The 14,872-nt window shown below is 71.2% G+C and carries 12 protein-coding genes; all 12 read right to left on the reverse strand.

Annotated features, from left to right (window positions below; genetic code table 11):
* Positions 1-136: 136 nt before the first annotated feature.
* Positions 137-1,663 (reverse strand): Do family serine endopeptidase, encoded by a 1,527-nt coding sequence (locus Q8O26_RS00790; protein WP_305572514.1) that lies wholly within the window; start codon positions 1,661-1,663, stop codon positions 137-139.
* Positions 1,664-1,811: 148 nt separating this feature from the next.
* Positions 1,812-2,270, reverse strand: coding sequence for a cytochrome c-type biogenesis protein (locus tag Q8O26_RS00795; protein ID WP_305572516.1), 459 nt, complete (start codon positions 2,268-2,270; stop codon positions 1,812-1,814).
* Positions 2,271-2,275: 5 nt separating this feature from the next.
* The gene (locus tag Q8O26_RS00800; RefSeq protein WP_305572541.1) at positions 2,276-4,264 is read right to left on the reverse strand and encodes a heme lyase CcmF/NrfE family subunit; all 1,989 of its coding nucleotides are present in this window, start codon (positions 4,262-4,264) and stop codon (positions 2,276-2,278) included.
* Entirely contained in the window at positions 4,264-4,761 is a 498-nt protein-coding gene (gene ccmE / locus Q8O26_RS00805) for a cytochrome c maturation protein CcmE (protein WP_305572543.1), read from the reverse strand. Before ccmE ends, Q8O26_RS00800 begins: the two co-directional genes overlap by 1 nt.
* A gap of 35 nt (positions 4,762-4,796) precedes the next feature.
* Positions 4,797-5,924 (reverse strand): c-type cytochrome biogenesis protein CcmI, encoded by a 1,128-nt coding sequence (ccmI, locus tag Q8O26_RS00810; RefSeq protein WP_305572517.1) that lies wholly within the window; start codon positions 5,922-5,924, stop codon positions 4,797-4,799.
* A gap of 119 nt (positions 5,925-6,043) precedes the next feature.
* Positions 6,044-7,498 (reverse strand): hypothetical protein, encoded by a 1,455-nt coding sequence (locus Q8O26_RS00815; RefSeq protein ID WP_305572519.1) that lies wholly within the window; start codon positions 7,496-7,498, stop codon positions 6,044-6,046.
* Positions 7,499-7,549: 51 nt separating this feature from the next.
* On the reverse strand, positions 7,550-7,996 hold the full coding sequence (locus Q8O26_RS00820) for a glycine zipper 2TM domain-containing protein (RefSeq protein ID WP_305572521.1): 447 nt from the start codon (positions 7,994-7,996) through the stop codon (positions 7,550-7,552).
* A 241-nt stretch (positions 7,997-8,237) separates the two neighbouring features.
* Positions 8,238-9,626: an ATP-binding protein gene (locus Q8O26_RS00825; protein ID WP_305572523.1), complete on the reverse strand. Its 1,389-nt coding sequence runs from the start codon at positions 9,624-9,626 to the stop codon at positions 8,238-8,240.
* A gap of 1 nt (position 9,627) precedes the next feature.
* Positions 9,628-10,302 carry a response regulator transcription factor gene (locus Q8O26_RS00830; protein WP_305572525.1) on the reverse strand — a complete coding sequence of 225 codons (675 nt, stop codon included), beginning with the start codon at positions 10,300-10,302 and terminating at the stop codon, positions 9,628-9,630.
* Between the two features lie 30 nt (positions 10,303-10,332).
* A complete protein-coding gene (locus Q8O26_RS00835; protein WP_305572527.1) occupies positions 10,333-10,635 on the reverse strand; it encodes a PepSY domain-containing protein in 303 nt (100 codons plus the stop codon).
* Positions 10,636-10,723: 88 nt separating this feature from the next.
* Entirely contained in the window at positions 10,724-10,948 is a 225-nt protein-coding gene (locus tag Q8O26_RS00840) for a hypothetical protein (protein ID WP_305572529.1), read from the reverse strand.
* A 46-nt stretch (positions 10,949-10,994) separates the two neighbouring features.
* Positions 10,995-14,825 carry a glycoside hydrolase/phage tail family protein gene (locus tag Q8O26_RS00845; RefSeq protein WP_305572531.1) on the reverse strand — a complete coding sequence of 1,277 codons (3,831 nt, stop codon included), beginning with the start codon at positions 14,823-14,825 and terminating at the stop codon, positions 10,995-10,997.
* Positions 14,826-14,872: the final 47 nt, after the last annotated feature.

The raw sequence follows: 14,872 nt of genomic DNA on the forward strand, positions 1-14,872 counted from the left end.
GGCGGCCGGACATGGAGTTCCGACCGCCCCGCTCAAGATGATCCCGTCCGGCGGGGGGCGACTGGGGTTGCCGGCGCGGGATCACTCGTGAGTGGCTGCCGGCGCCGAAAAGGTTCGACGCCGGTGACGATTTTCGTCAGCTCGGGTTGAGCGGGATGGCGACGAAGCGCTGGCCCTCGCCCGAGCGGAGCCGGATCAGCGCCGAGCGGCGGCCGTCGGCCCGCGCGGCGGTCAGCGCCTCGCGCATGTCACGCATCGAGGCGACCGACCGGCCGGCAACGTCGAGGATCACATCGCCCGGGCGGATGCCGCGCTGGGCGGCAGGCCCGGCAGGGTCGACCTCGGTGACGACCATGCCCTCGCCGCGGCCGGCCGGCTCGACCGACATGCCAAGGCGCGGAGCGATCGGAGCCGTCTCGGGCGCCGCCTCGCCGCGGGAGCCGCGGCGGGGGTTGGGCAGCGCCGCCTGGTCGTCGCCCGGCAGGCGGCCGAGCGTCAGCGGCAGGGCGCGTTCGGCACCCTCACGCATTACGGTCAGGCGCACCGTGGTGCCTGGACGGACGGCGCCGATGCGGCGGGTGAGTTCGCGGGCATCGCGCACCGGCTGGCCGTCGACGGCGACGATGACGTCGGACGGCTTGATGTCGGCGCTCGCCGCGGGGCTGCCCGCCTGCACGCCGGCGACGAGTGCGCCTTCGGCACGCGGCAGCTTCAGGCCCTCGGCGATCTCGGGCGTGATCGCCTGGATCTGGACGCCGATCCAGCCGCGGGCGACCGAGCCACCCTCGCGCAGCGCCGCGACGACAGTCTGCGTCGTCTCCGAGGGGATGGCGAAGGCGATGCCGACATTGCCGCCCGAGGGCGAGAAGATCGCCGTGTTGACGCCGATGACCTCGCCATTGGCGTTGAAGGTCGGGCCGCCGGAATTGCCGCGGTTCACCGCGGCGTCGATCTGCAGGAAGTCGTCATAGGGGCCCGAGCCGATGTCGCGGCCGCGGGCCGAGACGATGCCGGCCGTCACCGTTCCGCCGAGACCGAAGGGATTGCCGACGGCGAGCACCCAGTCGCCGATGCGCGGGGCATTGGCGGCGAAGCGCACGAAGGGGAAATTCGTGCCCTCGGCCTTCAGCAGGGCGAGGTCGGTGCGCGGGTCGGTGCCGACCACCTTGGCCTTGATGGTGCGGCCGCTGTCCATCACGATATCGGCCTCGGTCGCGCCGCGGACCACGTGATTGTTGGTGACGATGTAGCCGTCGGCCGAGATGAAGAAGCCGGAGCCCTGCGACATGCCGCGCGGACCACCCGGGCCGCCCGGACCACGGGGGCCGCCGGGACCACCCGGACCGCCGAAGCGGGGATCACCACGGAACTGCTCGCCGAAGCGTCGCATGAAGCGATCCATCTGGCCGTTCTCGTCCTCGTCCATGCCCGGCTGTTCGCGCATGTTCATGGGCTGCGGCGCGGCCTGGGTGACGCGGACCGAGACGACGGCGGGCTTCACCCGCTCGACGACGTCGGCGAAGGACATGGGGCCGGACTGGACGCCCTGAGCGGTGGCGCTGGCGACGAAGGGCACGCGGGAGGGCTGGAGGGACAGGGCACCGGCGCCGACGGCGAGGACTGCGACGGTGCCGAGCAGGGCGGCGCGAATGCGGGACGTCATGGGGGATCTCCGGGGATCGCGTCACACGGGGGTGGTGCCGCCTGTGGAGAAGACCATGAAGGACGGCGGATTACGCCATCCTGTCGGGAACATTACATCTTCGTAATGTGGACGGCGGCAGGAACGGCAGCGCCTTGCACCCGTCCGCTCAGGGCTTCAGGGCCGCCTCGAGCCGGGCCTTTTCCTCGTCAGTGAGCGGCAGCGGCGCGGTGACCACCGCGACCCGCCGGCGGCGGACGAGGACAAAGAGATAGGCGATGCCGGCGACGAGGAACACCAGCGGCGCGATCCACAGCACCGCCGTATGCCAGCCGAAGCGCGGGCGCAGCAGCACGAACTCGCCGTAGCGGGCGACAAGGAAATCGATCACCTGCCGGTCGCTGTCACCCGCCGTCAGCCGCTCGCGGACAAGGACCCTGAGGTCGCGCGCCAGCGGGGCATCGGAATCGTCGATGGCCTGGTTCTGGCAGACCATGCAGCGCAGGTCCTTGCTCAGGGCCCGGGCGCGTTCCTCCAGCCGGGGGTCGGACAGCCGCTCGCCGGGCAGGACAGCGAGGGCCGGGGTCGCGGTCATCAGAACGGCGAGAGCGAGGACCGGGAGACGCATCGCCGCTACTCCGCCGGCTGGACGGTGGCGGCGACGCGGCGGGCCGAGGGTTTCGGCGCGCCGACCCGCAGGCGCCGGTCGGAGAGCGAGAGAAGGCCGCCGAACATCATCACCAGCGTGCCGATCCAGATGAGCAGGACCATGGGCTTGTAGAAGAAGCGCAGGGCGATCGAGCCGTCGGTGCCGGGATCACCGGGCGAGACATAGAGCTGCGACACGCCGCGTGTCTTCAGTGCCGCCTCGGTGGTCGGCATGGCACGCGCCGTATAGACGCGCTTCGCCGGTTCGAGCATGCCGGCATCGACGCCGCCCTCGCGGACCGTCAGCCGGGCGACGAGGTCGCGGTAGTTCGGCCCCTCGACCGGGACGAGACCCTGCAGCGTGATGTCGTAGCCGGCGACGGCGATGCTCTCGCCGGGCCGCATCTGCACGATGGTCTCCTGCTTGTAGGCGGTCTCGCCGACGATGCCGAGCAGCATGACGCCGACGCCGGCATGGGCGACGGCGGCGCCCCAGGCGGCACGCGGCAGGCCGCGGGCGCGGGCGAGGCTGGTCGCGGCCGGGGCACGGAACAGCTGGATGCGCTCGGCGACGTCGAGGATGGCTCCGACGATGACATAGAAGGCGAGGCCGACGAAGAGCGGCGCGAGGACGGGTCCGCCCGTCGTCACGGCATAGGTGACGAGGGTGGCGAGGATGGCCGCGGCGAAGGCCAGCGTCAGGCGCTGCGCCACGGCGGCGAGATCGCCGCGCTTCCAGGCAAGGAACGGCCCGAAGACCATGGCCAGCATCAAGGGCACCATCAGCGGCCCGAAGGTCCAGTTGAAGAAGGGCGGGCCGACCGAGATCTTCGCTCCCGTCAGCGTCTCCAGCGCCAGCGGATAGAGCGTGCCGACGAAGACCGCCGCGCAGGAGGCCGTCAGGAACAGGTTGTTGAGGACCAGCGCGCCCTCCCGCGAGACCGGCGCGAAGAGGCCGCCCTGCTTCAGGGTCGGGGCGCGCCAGGCATAGAGCGCCAGCGAGCCGCCGATGAAGACGACGAGAATGGCGAGGATGAAGACGCCGCGCTCGGGGTCGACGGCGAAGGCATGGACCGAGGTCAGCACGCCGGAGCGGACGAGGAAGGTGCCGAGCAGCGAGAGCGAGAAGGTGAGGATGGCGAGCAGAACCGTCCAGACCTTCAGCGCCTCGCGCTTTTCCATGACGATGGCCGAGTGCAGCAGCGCCGTGCCGGCGAGCCAAGGCATCAGGGAGGCGTTCTCCACCGGATCCCAGAACCACCAGCCGCCCCAGCCGAGCTCGTAATAGGCCCAGTAGGAGCCCATCGAGATGCCGGCGGTCAGGAAGATCCAGGCGACCAGCGTCCAGGGACGGACCCAGCGCGCCCAGGCGGCGTCGAGCTTGCCGTCGATCAGGGCTGCGACCGCGAAGGCGAAGGACATCGAGAAGCCGACATAGCCGATGTAGAGCAGCGGCGGATGGATGGCGAGGCCGACATCCTGCAGCAGCGGGTTGAGGTCGCGGCCCTCCATCGGCGCCGGGATGATGCGGGCGAAGGGATTGGAGGTCTTCAGAATGAACAGCAGGAAGGCGACGGTGATCCAGCCCTGCACGGCCAGGACATTCGCCTTCAGGGTGAGCGGCAGGTTGCGGCCGAAGACCGCGACCAGCGCCGAGAACAGGGTGAGAATGACCACCCAGAGGACCATCGAGCCCTCGTGGTTCCCCCAGACGCCGGAGATCTTGTAGATCAGCGGTTTGGTCGAGTGGCTGTTCTGGAAGACGTTCTCGACCGAGAAGTCGGAGACCAGATAGGCGTAGGTCAGCACCACGAAGGAGAGCGTGACGAAGGCGAACTGGCCGAGCGCCACCGGAGAGGCGGTGGCCATCAGGGCGGTGTCGCCGCGGCGCGAGCCCCAGATCGGCACGACGGATTGGACCAGCGCGAGGGCTAGGGCGAGAACGAGCGCGAAATGGCCGACTTCGGGGGACATCATGGCGACCTCGCCGGGGATTGCGGGGCCGACGACCGTGCCGCGTTCGGATTCGGCGCGGGATCGCCGGGCTTCCAGTGGCCCTGCCGCTTCAGGCTGTCGGCCACTTCCTTGGGCATGTAGTTCTCGTCATGGCGGGCCAGCACGCTGTCGGCGCGGAATTGGCGATCACCGGACAGGACGCCCTCGGTGATGACGCCCTGCCCCTCGCGGAAGAGGTCGGGCAGGATGCCGCGATAGGCGACAGCGATGGAGGTGCGCCCGTCGGTGACGGCAAAGGACACTTCCATGTTCTCGCCGCGCCGGACGGAACCGGCCTCCACCAGGCCACCGAGCCGCATCCGGGCGCCGGGCTGGAGGTTCTTCTCGACGATGTCGGTGGGCGACTGGAACAGCGTGATCGAGCCCGACAGCGAATAGAGCACGAGGCCGGCGGCGACGCCCAGAACGCTGAGCGAGATGCCGATCAGCGTCATGCGGCGTTGTTTGCGCGTCATGCCGCCGCGGGGGAGAACGGGTGTGCTGGTCGTGCTCATGAGCCGCCTATCCCCAGTTCGTTCACCAGGCCGTCGAGCCGGCCGATCTTGTCCGCCTCGCCGGCGAAGCGCTGGCGGGCGCTGGCCACCGCCGCCCGCGCCTTCTCGGCCTCGCCGAGCACGGCATAGGAGCGCACGAGCCGGATCCAGCCGTCGAAATCCGCGCCGTCAGAGGCGAGGCGTGCCGCCAGCCCGTCGACCATGGCACGGATCTCGGGGGCGACGACCGCCGGCGCGGGTGTCGCGGGGGCCGGCGCCGTGGCCACGGCCGGGCCGCCGAGACGGGCGATCTCGGCCTGCAGCAGGGCGATCCACGGCGCTCCCGCCGGTGCCTCGGCGACCAGCTTCGCCCAGATGGCGCGCGCCTCGTCGGGCTTGCCGTCCTGTTCGGCGGCGAGACCGATGAAATAGCCGGCCTTGGGATGGCCGGCCCCGAGGACGAGCGCCCGTTCGAAGCCGGCCTTGGCTTCGGCGGTGACGACGCCGCCCGCCGAGAGGGTCTGTGCCTCGGCCAGATCCGCCTCGCGGTCGGCGGAGGGCCCGAGGATGCGCAGGGCGTTCGCCCGGGCACGAACGGCGTCGGGCACCCGGCCGAGGCGGAGATAGACCGGCCCGACCACTTCCCAGCCGCGGCCGTCGCCGGGGTTGGCCGCCAGATGCGCCTCGATCCGCGCGATGAGACCCGCCATGTCCGTCTGGGCCGGCTCAACACGCTGGCGCTCGGCCAGCGGCTGGCCGGCATAGCCGGGATGGCCCCTGGAGCCATAGGCGAAGGCGGCGATGGCGGGAATGACGACGATGGCGCCGACAGCGACGAGGCGACGGCGGCGTGCCGCGCCCTCCCCGGCTGTGGCGGCGATGCGTTCGGAGGCGGCGATCAGGCGACGCGACACCTCGATGCGCGCAGCTTCAGCCTCGGCGGCGCCGATCAGGCCGGCGTCGGAATCGCGGCCGATCTCGGCCAGTTGGTCCTTGTAGACGGCCACGTCCATCTCGGACTCCGCCGCCGTCACCGGGCGTGACAAGGGCAGCAATACCGCGAAGATCGCTGCGGCCGTCATGACAGCGATGGCGAGCCAGATCGTCAGGGAGCCTTCCATGGCCTTGGGGCGACGTCCGATCATGCGGGGGCGCCGACGGGCACCCAACCTGGAAAGATGCTAAATAGAGCACCAGTCCCGGACCGACAACGCTCAGGATGTCGCGTTCAGCAAGGTTTGATGTCGCGCAAAGACGCGGCGGCTCAGCGTCCGGAGCCCTTGCCGCTGTTGATGGCGACGTCCGCGGCCTTCTGCAGGAGCTGGGCGTAGCTCGCCCCGAAGATCCGCGCCGAGAAGCGCACCGCCGCCTCGATCTGGCTGATCTTGAGCGCCCGGTCCACGTCGGGCGAGGAGCGGATGTTCTCCATCAGCTGGGTCAGTGTCGGGTCGAGATAGCCCTGGATCTCCGAGAAGGCGCGCGTCGTCAGTTCGTTGAGCGCGATCTCGGAGGCGTGGTTGCGGCAGGTGAGGAGGAGATCGAGCCGCGCCTCGACCTCGGTGACGACCTCCTCGGTGATCGGCGCCATGGGCTGGTCGGTGCGCTGGCGTGGCCGGATCAGGCGCCGGACCTCGCCGGGAATGCCCTCGATCTCGCCGGTGAGCAGCGTCGCGAGATCGGACCTCAGCTTGGCGACACGTCGCTGCCAGGGTCCATCGCCCGTCAGGCTCATGTCGGTGCGCAGCGAACGAACCGAATCGTGGAACTCCTTGATGCCGGCGGCGGCACGGTCGCCGCGCCCCTCCTTGATGGCGCGCGCGACACGCTGGGTGGAGCGCTCGATGTCGCCGATCACCAGATCGACGGCGGCGCGGTAGGGGATAGCGGCGATCTTGCTCGGCTCGTCACTGTCGGCGGCCAGCACGGCGAGGCGGACCAGCTGGGCGCGATGGGTGAGCCGCGACTGGAACAGCGCGAGACTGAAGGGCAGCAGGCCGGGTCGGGAGGCCGCCATGGGGTCGAGCATGGCGCGGGCATTGGCGAGACCCTCGTCGGCGAGGTTCTTGATCGCGGCCGGCGCCTTGGCGATGACGCCGTTGATCACGGTCGCATCGTTGAGGATCGCGAGGACGTCGGCGAGGTCCTCGCGCGCGCGCTCGTCGCCGAGGCGCATGTTGAGTTTCTTGCGCTCCAGTTCACCGGCATTGGCGTGTTCGAGCGCGGCATAGGCCGTGGTGCTGAGTTTCGGCACGAATTCGGCGATGGCAGCAGCCACCGGTGCCTCGTCGCCGGTGATCTCCGCATTGCGGCAGGTATGCTCCAGCGCGGCCACATCATCGGGCATCAGGTCGCGTTTGAGAAAGGTCCAGATCGCCGTCAGCGAGGCGCGCATGATGCGGCCGCGCACCTTCACCTCGAGCCTCTCGTCGATGAGGAACGGGTCGAGCGGACGGAAAAGCAGCCGCGGGGCGGCATCGGCGCGCGCGCGGTTCTCGGCGGCGGCAGGGGCAGGCTGCGACGCGGGCTCATCACCCATCCTCAGTGCGGCGATGATCAGGTCGCCGCCAGGGACATCCTCGCCGCGGGCGCGGGCACGCTTGATCTCGGCGGAGAGCAGTTGTTTGGCAGCTTCCGGCAATGCCGACAGATAGGCGCGCAACCGCTCAACCGGCGAGGGAGCGGCGGCACTGTCCGGCTTTTTGGCGGTGGCCTCGGTCATCGGGCCCGAAGTTAACCCGCCGGCGTTAAGAAGTGGTGGCCAGCGCCGGCCTCAACCGACCTGGGTCCAGCTGCCGTCGGGGTTGCGGCAGGCGGTGCCGACGGCAGTCTGCGGCCGGCCGCCGACATAGATCGTGTGGGTGTATTCGCGGCAATAGACGGCGCCGCGGTAATAGGTGCGGCCCGGCTCGACATAGCCGTAGGCCTTTTCCGAGCGCCATTCGGAGCGGCGGCCCTCGACCCAGACGACGCGCTCGGCCTCATAGGCGCGCTGGCGATCCTGGGCATCGAGATCGCGGCCGATCGCATTGCCGATAAGGCCGCCGATGGCGGCACCGGCGAGGCCTGCCGCCAGGCGCTCGCCCGGTCCGCCGCCGAACTGGGAGCCGATCAGGGCGCCGGCGACGGCGCCGACCGCGGTGCCGGACTGTTCGCGGGTTTCGCATCCGGCGACGGTGAGGCCGATCAGGACGGTGGCAGCGACGAGACGGAGGCGCATGGATGGACCCGTTCAGGAGACCGGCGCGGGCCGGCGGATGAATGACCGGGCCAATGTCCAGCCAATTGTGGCGGAAAGGGGGCGCATTACCGTCGGCGGCGGCGTGAGGGCGCGTGGGCGGTGGGCGGGCGCGGCGGCGCCGCCGCTTCACCTCTCCCCGGTGGCCAGGAGGCGATGACTGCGCCACCGCTTCACCTCTCCCCGCCGGGGAGAGGTGAACGTCGCGCCGCGCCCGCCGCCCTCACACCGCCGGCAGACGCAGCACTGCGCGCAGGCCGCCGAGCGGGGCGGCGTCGAGCCTGAGGCTGCCGCCATACAGACCGGCGAGTTCGGAGACGATCGACAGGCCGAGGCCCGAACCCGGCTTGGTCTCGTCGAGCCGGCGACCGCGCAGGCCGACCGCGTCGCGCTCGACGGGTGTCAGCCCCGGGCCGTCGTCGTCGACGGTGATGGAAAAGAACGCACGATCCGCCGAGGTCGGGCTCTGCTCGCGTTCGCCGGTGACGACGACGCGCCCGTCGGCCCATTTGCAGGCATTGTCGACGAGGTTGCCGATCATCTCCTCCAGATCATTGCGCTCGCCGCGGAACATCACCTCGTCCGGAACGGTGCAGGAGACGTCGAGGTCGCGGTCGCGGTGGACCTTCTGCAGGGTTCGGGCGAGGCTTTCGACGACGTCGGCGACCGGCACCAGGGTGGTGGCGACGCGGGCGCGCGCCGCAGCCCGGGCGCGGTCGAGATGGTGATTGACCTGGTCGCGCATCACCTGCGTCTGCTCGGCGACCTTCAGGGCGAGCAGATCGTCGCGGCCGGCCGCCTCGTTCTGGATGACGGAGAGCGGCGTCTTCAGCGCATGGGCGAGATTGCCGACATGGGTGCGCGAGCGCTCGACGATCTCGCGGTTGCTGTCGATCAGGGCGTTGACCTCGCGCGCCAGCGGGGCGATCTCGACAGGGAAGTCGCCCTCCAGGTGCTCCTGCTCGCCGGCACGGATGGCCGTGAGCCCGCCGACCAGCCGCTGCAGCGGCGTCAGGCCGACGCGCACCTGCAGCATGGCGGCGACGATCATGCCGACGGCCAGCATCAGCAGCGTGGCGATCAGCGTCAGGTTGAAGCTGCGCACCGACATCAGGATGTCGTCGGCCGGGCCGGCGACGACGATGGTGAAGTCGCCGTCCTCGCCGAGTTCGATGATCCGCTCGACGGCCCTGAGGCGAACGCCGTTCGGCATCTCGATATAGCCCTCGCGCGAACGGGTCGGGCCGTCGGCGGCGGCTTCCGGGCCGAGACCGGGCAGCCGGCCGTCGAACAGCGAGCGCGAGGCGCGCAGCTCGTTGCGGCCGGCATCGGTGCGCATGATCTGCCAGTACCAGCCGGATTGCGGCAGTTCGAACAGGGGCTCGCCGAGATTGGCGCCGACGACGATCGACGTGTCGTCGACGGCGCCGGCGAGATCGGCGATCAACAGCTTCACATAGACCTGGATGCGGCGGTCGAAGCCGCGTTCCACGGCGGTCCGGTTGACCGCGGCGAGCACGATGCCGGTGACGGTCAGCAGGACGACCGCGAAGGTCAGCGCGAGCAGGAAGAGGCGCCGCGCCAGCGAAGGCGCGCGGGACGCAGCGGCCATGTCAGGGGCTCGCGGCGGGCGGCGGCTGCAGAATGTAGCCGAGACCCCTGACCGTCTGGATGACATCGACGCCGAGCTTCTTGCGCAAACGGCCGATGAAGACCTCGATCGTGTTGGAATCGCGGTCGAAATCCTGGTCGTAGATGTGCTCGACCAGTTCCGTGCGCGACACCACCTTGCCCTGCTGGTGCATCAGATAGGCGAGCAGGCGGTATTCGTGCGACGTCAGCTTGACCGGGTTGCCGTCGACGGTGACGCGGCCGGCGCGGGCGTCGAGGCGGACGGGGCCGCAGTTGAAGTCGTTGGTGGCCTGGCCGGCGACCCGGCGCAGCAGGGCGCGCAGGCGGGCGAGCACCTCCTCCATGTGGAAGGGCTTGGCGACATAGTCGTCGGCGCCGGCATCGAAGCCCTGCACCTTGTCGGACCAGCGGTCGCGGGCGGTGAGGATCAGCACCGGCATGGTGCGGCCGGAGCGGCGCCATTGCTCAAGGACCGAGATGCCGTCCATCTTCGGCAGGCCGATATCGAGGACGACGGCGTCATAGGGCTCGCTGTCGCCGAGATAATAGCCCTCCTCGCCGTCGAAGGCCTTGTCGACGACATAGCCGGCATCGGTCAAAGCGGTGGTGATCTGCCGGTTGAGATCCGGATCGTCCTCGACGACGAGCAGGCGCAAGGGGAGGACTCCTGAATTCTGGCCGGGTGGCTAGCGCACCTGGACGATCTGGCCGTTCGTCGCATCGACGCGCACGCGCATGACCTTGCCATGCCGGGCCACGACTGTCAGCAGATAGACGAGGTCGTCGCCGGACCGGCAGAGCCGCGCATTGATGACCTCGCCGCGATGCTCGCTCCTGAGCGCCCGCTGGGCCTGGGCCAGCGGGATCGCCTTGCCCTCGGCCACCGCCACCCGGCGCTCGGCCGGCGACAGGCACGCCATCTGCGCGAGCGCCGGCCCGGCGGAAACCGCCAGGACGAAAGCCAGGGCCAAAGGGCGTGCGAGGGTCATGAGACATCGTGATCGGGGTGAGGCCGTCACGCTAGTCAGCTGGCCTGAACCCCTGATGAATACGCGTTCAGATTGCCGTGATCGGCGCTCACGCGGTGAGTTTGCAGCGCGCCAGAACGCGAAAAACGATGGTGCCGGCGAAGCTTACGCCGGTTGCGGCCTGCAGCAGCGCCTCGGCGAGCGCCCCCTGGTCGATCAGCTGGGTCTCGACGCCGAAGATCGAGGCGACGAGACAGGCGAGGCCGACGAGGCTCGACCAGACGGTGCGGCTGGCGAGGATCGGCTTGACGTCGAGCGTGGTGAGATCGGTCATGATCAGTCTCCTGTGCTGGGGTGAAATGTCCCGGCGCCGCCCGCCTTCACAGGGCGATGACGACGTCGAGGGCGTGTCCGGGACCGGCGATGGCCGAGACCTGGGCGACGGTGAGGCGGAGCAGCGCCTGGGGCGCGCCGAAGTCGGCGATCTCCTCGGCTGCGACGTAGAGATGGAAGGGCGCCGTCGTCTCGACGCTGCGCAGCGGCGTCCCGTCCGCGTCGAGAATGGTCAGGCGGTAGCGCTCGGCGGCCTCGCCGAGGCCGATCTCGGCCACGTCCCAGCCGTCACCGCCAAGGCGGGTGCGGCGGGTCCAGGCGATGCGGATGCCCTCGGCCTCGCGCCGTGCCCGGGCATGAACCGGCGCGAAGGGGGTCAGGGCAGTCAGGTCGGCGGTGGCGTCCACCTGCGCCACGGCGGGATCGGCGGCGAGCAGGACGGCGGAACCGATCCGGTAGCGGAACGGCCGTCCGACGAGGTCGAGCCCCGTGCCGAGCGACACCAGCGGCCCGCCGAGCAGGACGCAGACAGCCCCCGGCGGCACCGGACCGGTCCGGTGCTCGGTGCCGCGCTGGCCGCGCATGAGGCGGGAGAGGAGATAGGTGCGGTCGGCGACCAGCATGGCGTCGCGGAACTGCAGAACCTCCCAGCCGCCGTCGGGATGGCGCAGCGCCATGGCATTGGCACCGTCCAGCACCGCCGCCTCTGGCTGGCCGGCGAGCGCGCCGGTGACGAGTTCGACGGTGACGCCGCCGCCGCGGTCCCAGCGCCAGGGGCGGCCGGGGGCGAGCGCCGTCAGCGTCCGGCCCATCAGCGAGGGCCGCTCCAGCGTCCCGACCGCCGTGTCGCCGAGGCCCTCGCCGCCGCGCCAGACTGAATAGGGCCCCCGCCAGGGATCGGCGGCGGCGGCGCAGAAGGCGAGCGGCGCCGGCTCGGCCTCGGTCAGCGGCGGCAGGGCAAGGATGGCGACAGCGGGACGGCCGACACCGGCCGGCCCATCATAGGCGCGGCGGGCAGGTCGCGGGCGGCGCGCCCGCACCGGCGCGGCGAGGCTCTCGGCCTCGGCACGGCGCATCAGCCCGCCTTCGAGACCGGTCAGGCGGAAGGCGGGCGCCCCGCCCTCCCCGGCGATCGTCACCGCATCGCCAGGCTCGAAGCGCAGGGCCGAGGGCGGCAGGGCGAAGGCCGCCCGGTCCCGCGAGGCCCAGAGCCGGTGCAGCAGGGCCTCGGCGCGCAGCGTCATCTCGCCGGGATCGGCCGCGGCCGAGAGCGACAGGCCGGAGACCCGGCTCCCGCCCCCGGCGATCCGCCGGCTGGTGACCGCCGTGGCGCGAAAATCGGCATCGGTCTCGGCGAAGGCGACGGAGAGTTCGGCGGGCAGATCCTGCGTCTCGCCGCGTGTCACCGCGAGGGTCGCGCGCTCCTCCTCCTCGACGAGATCGCCCGTGGTCAGGACCGCCACGGCCGGCGCCGCGCGGCCGAGCAGCACGAGGCCCTCGCCGCGCTCGACGCCGTCGACGCCGAAGGCACGGGCGAGGCCCTCCAGCGCATCGCGGGCGGTCATCGGACGGTCGATGGAAAAGCCGTCGAGCACGCCTTCGACAGTGTCGGCCTCGACGGCGGCGATGCCGTGATCTGCCAGCACCGCCCGCATCAGATCGCCGACCGGAGCGGCACCCAGCCGGCCGTTCAGCCAGTGCCCGGTCTCCCAGTTGGTGCCGTCGGCCCAGATGTCGCCGGCGCGCGGAAAGGCCGGCCAGGGCCGGGCATCGAAGGCCCAGAGGGCGATGCACGCCGGGTCGATCATCCGCCCGCCATAGAGTGGCGAGACGGGGTTGGCCGCCAGGGTCGCGCCGAAGGCGGGATCGAGCCGTGACAGCACCGCCTCCAGGGCGCGGCGCTGGATCAGGTCGTCGCGGTCGCCGCTGGAGAAGGGCGGCAGGCCGCTCTCGCTCGATTTCGGATCAGGAAAGACCGAGGGCCGGTTGGCGCCGCGGTCGACGGCGGGAAAGCCGAGTTCGGTCAGCCAGATGGGTTTCGACATCGGCACCCAGGCCGTCGGTGCGGTCTCCACCCCGCCGACGCGCGGCCGATGCCGCTGCGACCACCAGGACACCAGATCCTTCTGGCGGAAGACCCAGGGCTTGCCGAGCCCGTCGGTGATCGGCGTGCGGGTGCCTGCGGCGCGGGCGAGGTCGGAGGCATAGTACCAGTCGAAGCCCTCGCCCGCGGCGAAGCCCGCCGCCAGCGCCGCGCCGTCATAGGGCGCGTCCGGCATGTCGTCGCGGTGGTCGGCGAGCGGCGCGTACCAGTCGATGCCGACGGCGCCGATCGCCTCGCTCGCCCAGAGCGGGTCGAGCGGGAAGTCGAGATCGGCGCCACGGGCCTGCCCGCCATATTCGGTCCAATCGGCGGCATAGGAGAGCATCGCCTCGGGCAGCAGCGCCCTCACGTCGGCGGCGAGCGCCGCGAGACCGTCGACGAAGGGATGGCCGGCGGCGCCGCGCACCCGTGTCAGCCCGACCATTTCCGAACCGACGAGGAAGGCGTCGACGCCGCCGGCGGCCTTGGCGAGGGCCGCCATGTGCAGGATGAAGCGGCGATAGCGCCATTCGTCCGGGCCGGCATAGGCGACGGTGTCGCCGGTCACGGTGAAATCCGAAGCCGCGGCCGTGCCGAGAAAGGCGTCGATCTCGTCGGCCGCCGCAGCGCCGCCATCGGGCGAGCCGGGTCGTCCCGGTGCCGGGGTGCAGGTGATGCGGCCGCGCCAGGGATGCGGCGGCTGGCCGGCGGCGCCGGTGACAGGATCGGGCAGGCCGTTCCCCGCCGGCACGTCCATCATGACGAAGGGGATGAGCGTCACCTTCAGGCCGCGGGCCTTCAGCGCGGCGATGGCGCGAATGACGGTGGCGTCGGACGGCGAGCCGCCATAGGCGGGCCTGCCCTCGACCTCGCTGACGAGCCGGGCGGTCTCCCGCGTCTGGCCGGCGGCGCCCCAGGTGAGGCCCGTGACCTCCTTGTCGCGGCGCTCGACGGCGGGCGCGATGGTGCAGGCGCCGGCACGCAGGTCGTCGCCGAACCAGGCGACGACGAGCGAGACGCTCTCGAGGTTCGGGCAGAGCGCCTGCGCCTCGTCGAGAGCGACGGTGATATCGGCACCGTCGCGGCGGCTGTGCCGCGTCTCCGGGGCCGAGCGGCCGAAGCCGAAATCGCGGACATGGATGCCGGGGTCGTAGCCGAATTCGGTCGCGCCGGGGATGACGACGAGGGCGCGCACCATCGGCTCCAGCCGGCCGACCGGGCGCATCACCTCGCAGGTGAGCTGCGGGATGCGGCTGCCGAAATCATCCAGCGGTAGCCGTTCGAAGACGATATAGGCGAGGCCGCGATAGGCCGGCGTGTCGCCCGCCCCCTCCTTCGCGACGATCAGCGGATCGGCCGCCTGGTCCCCGGTGCCGCGGTGGACGCGGATGGTCAGCCCCGCCTGGTCGAGTTCCTTGCCGTCGGCCCAGATGCGGCCGATGCCGGCGATCGGTCCTTCGCAGAGACCGACGGCGAGATTGGCCGTGTAGCTGTAGCTGCGGCCGCGGGGGCTCCCCTTACCGCCGCCGGAGGCCTGTTCATCGAGGGCCGTCGCCCAGATGACCTGGCCGGCGACGCGCATGCGGCCATAGACGCGCGGGATCGGCGCGCCCTCGGTGGAGGAGAGGACGTCGAGATCCTTCAGCCGCGGCCCGTCCGGCGGCCGCGCGCCGAACAGCGCCCGGTCGATCACCGCCCCGGCGAGCGCGCCGGCGAGACGCCCGGCGACGGCGCCGGCCGCGCCGAAACTGCCGCCGAGGGCGGCGCCGGCGAGCGAGAGGACGAGCGCGGCCATCAGGCGGTCTCCGGGACGGTGTGGGGAAAGGCGAAGGCGAAGGCGAG

The sequence above is a fragment of the Phreatobacter sp. genome (assembly GCF_030691135.1).
Lineage (GTDB): Bacteria > Pseudomonadota > Alphaproteobacteria > Rhizobiales > Phreatobacteraceae > Phreatobacter.

Coding starts and splice junctions, on each gene's coding strand:
- Q8O26_RS00790 (WP_305572514.1), bottom strand. CDS start 1,663: ATGACGTCCCGCATTCGCGCCGCCCTGCTCGGCACCGTCGCAGTCCTC.
- Q8O26_RS00795 (WP_305572516.1), bottom strand. CDS start 2,270: ATGCGTCTCCCGGTCCTCGCTCTCGCCGTTCTGATGACCGCGACCCCG.
- Q8O26_RS00800 (WP_305572541.1), bottom strand. CDS start 4,264: ATGTCCCCCGAAGTCGGCCATTTCGCGCTCGTTCTCGCCCTAGCCCTC.
- ccmE (WP_305572543.1), bottom strand. CDS start 4,761: ATGACGCGCAAACAACGCCGCATGACGCTGATCGGCATCTCGCTCAGC.
- ccmI (WP_305572517.1), bottom strand. CDS start 5,924: ATGATCGGACGTCGCCCCAAGGCCATGGAAGGCTCCCTGACGATCTGG.
- Q8O26_RS00815 (WP_305572519.1), bottom strand. CDS start 7,498: ATGACCGAGGCCACCGCCAAAAAGCCGGACAGTGCCGCCGCTCCCTCG.
- Q8O26_RS00820 (WP_305572521.1), bottom strand. CDS start 7,996: ATGCGCCTCCGTCTCGTCGCTGCCACCGTCCTGATCGGCCTCACCGTC.
- Q8O26_RS00825 (WP_305572523.1), bottom strand. CDS start 9,626: ATGGCCGCTGCGTCCCGCGCGCCTTCGCTGGCGCGGCGCCTCTTCCTG.
- Q8O26_RS00835 (WP_305572527.1), bottom strand. CDS start 10,635: ATGACCCTCGCACGCCCTTTGGCCCTGGCTTTCGTCCTGGCGGTTTCC.
- Q8O26_RS00840 (WP_305572529.1), bottom strand. CDS start 10,948: ATGACCGATCTCACCACGCTCGACGTCAAGCCGATCCTCGCCAGCCGC.
- Q8O26_RS00845 (WP_305572531.1), bottom strand. CDS start 14,825: ATGGCCGCGCTCGTCCTCTCGCTCGCCGGCGCCGCCCTCGGCGGCAGT.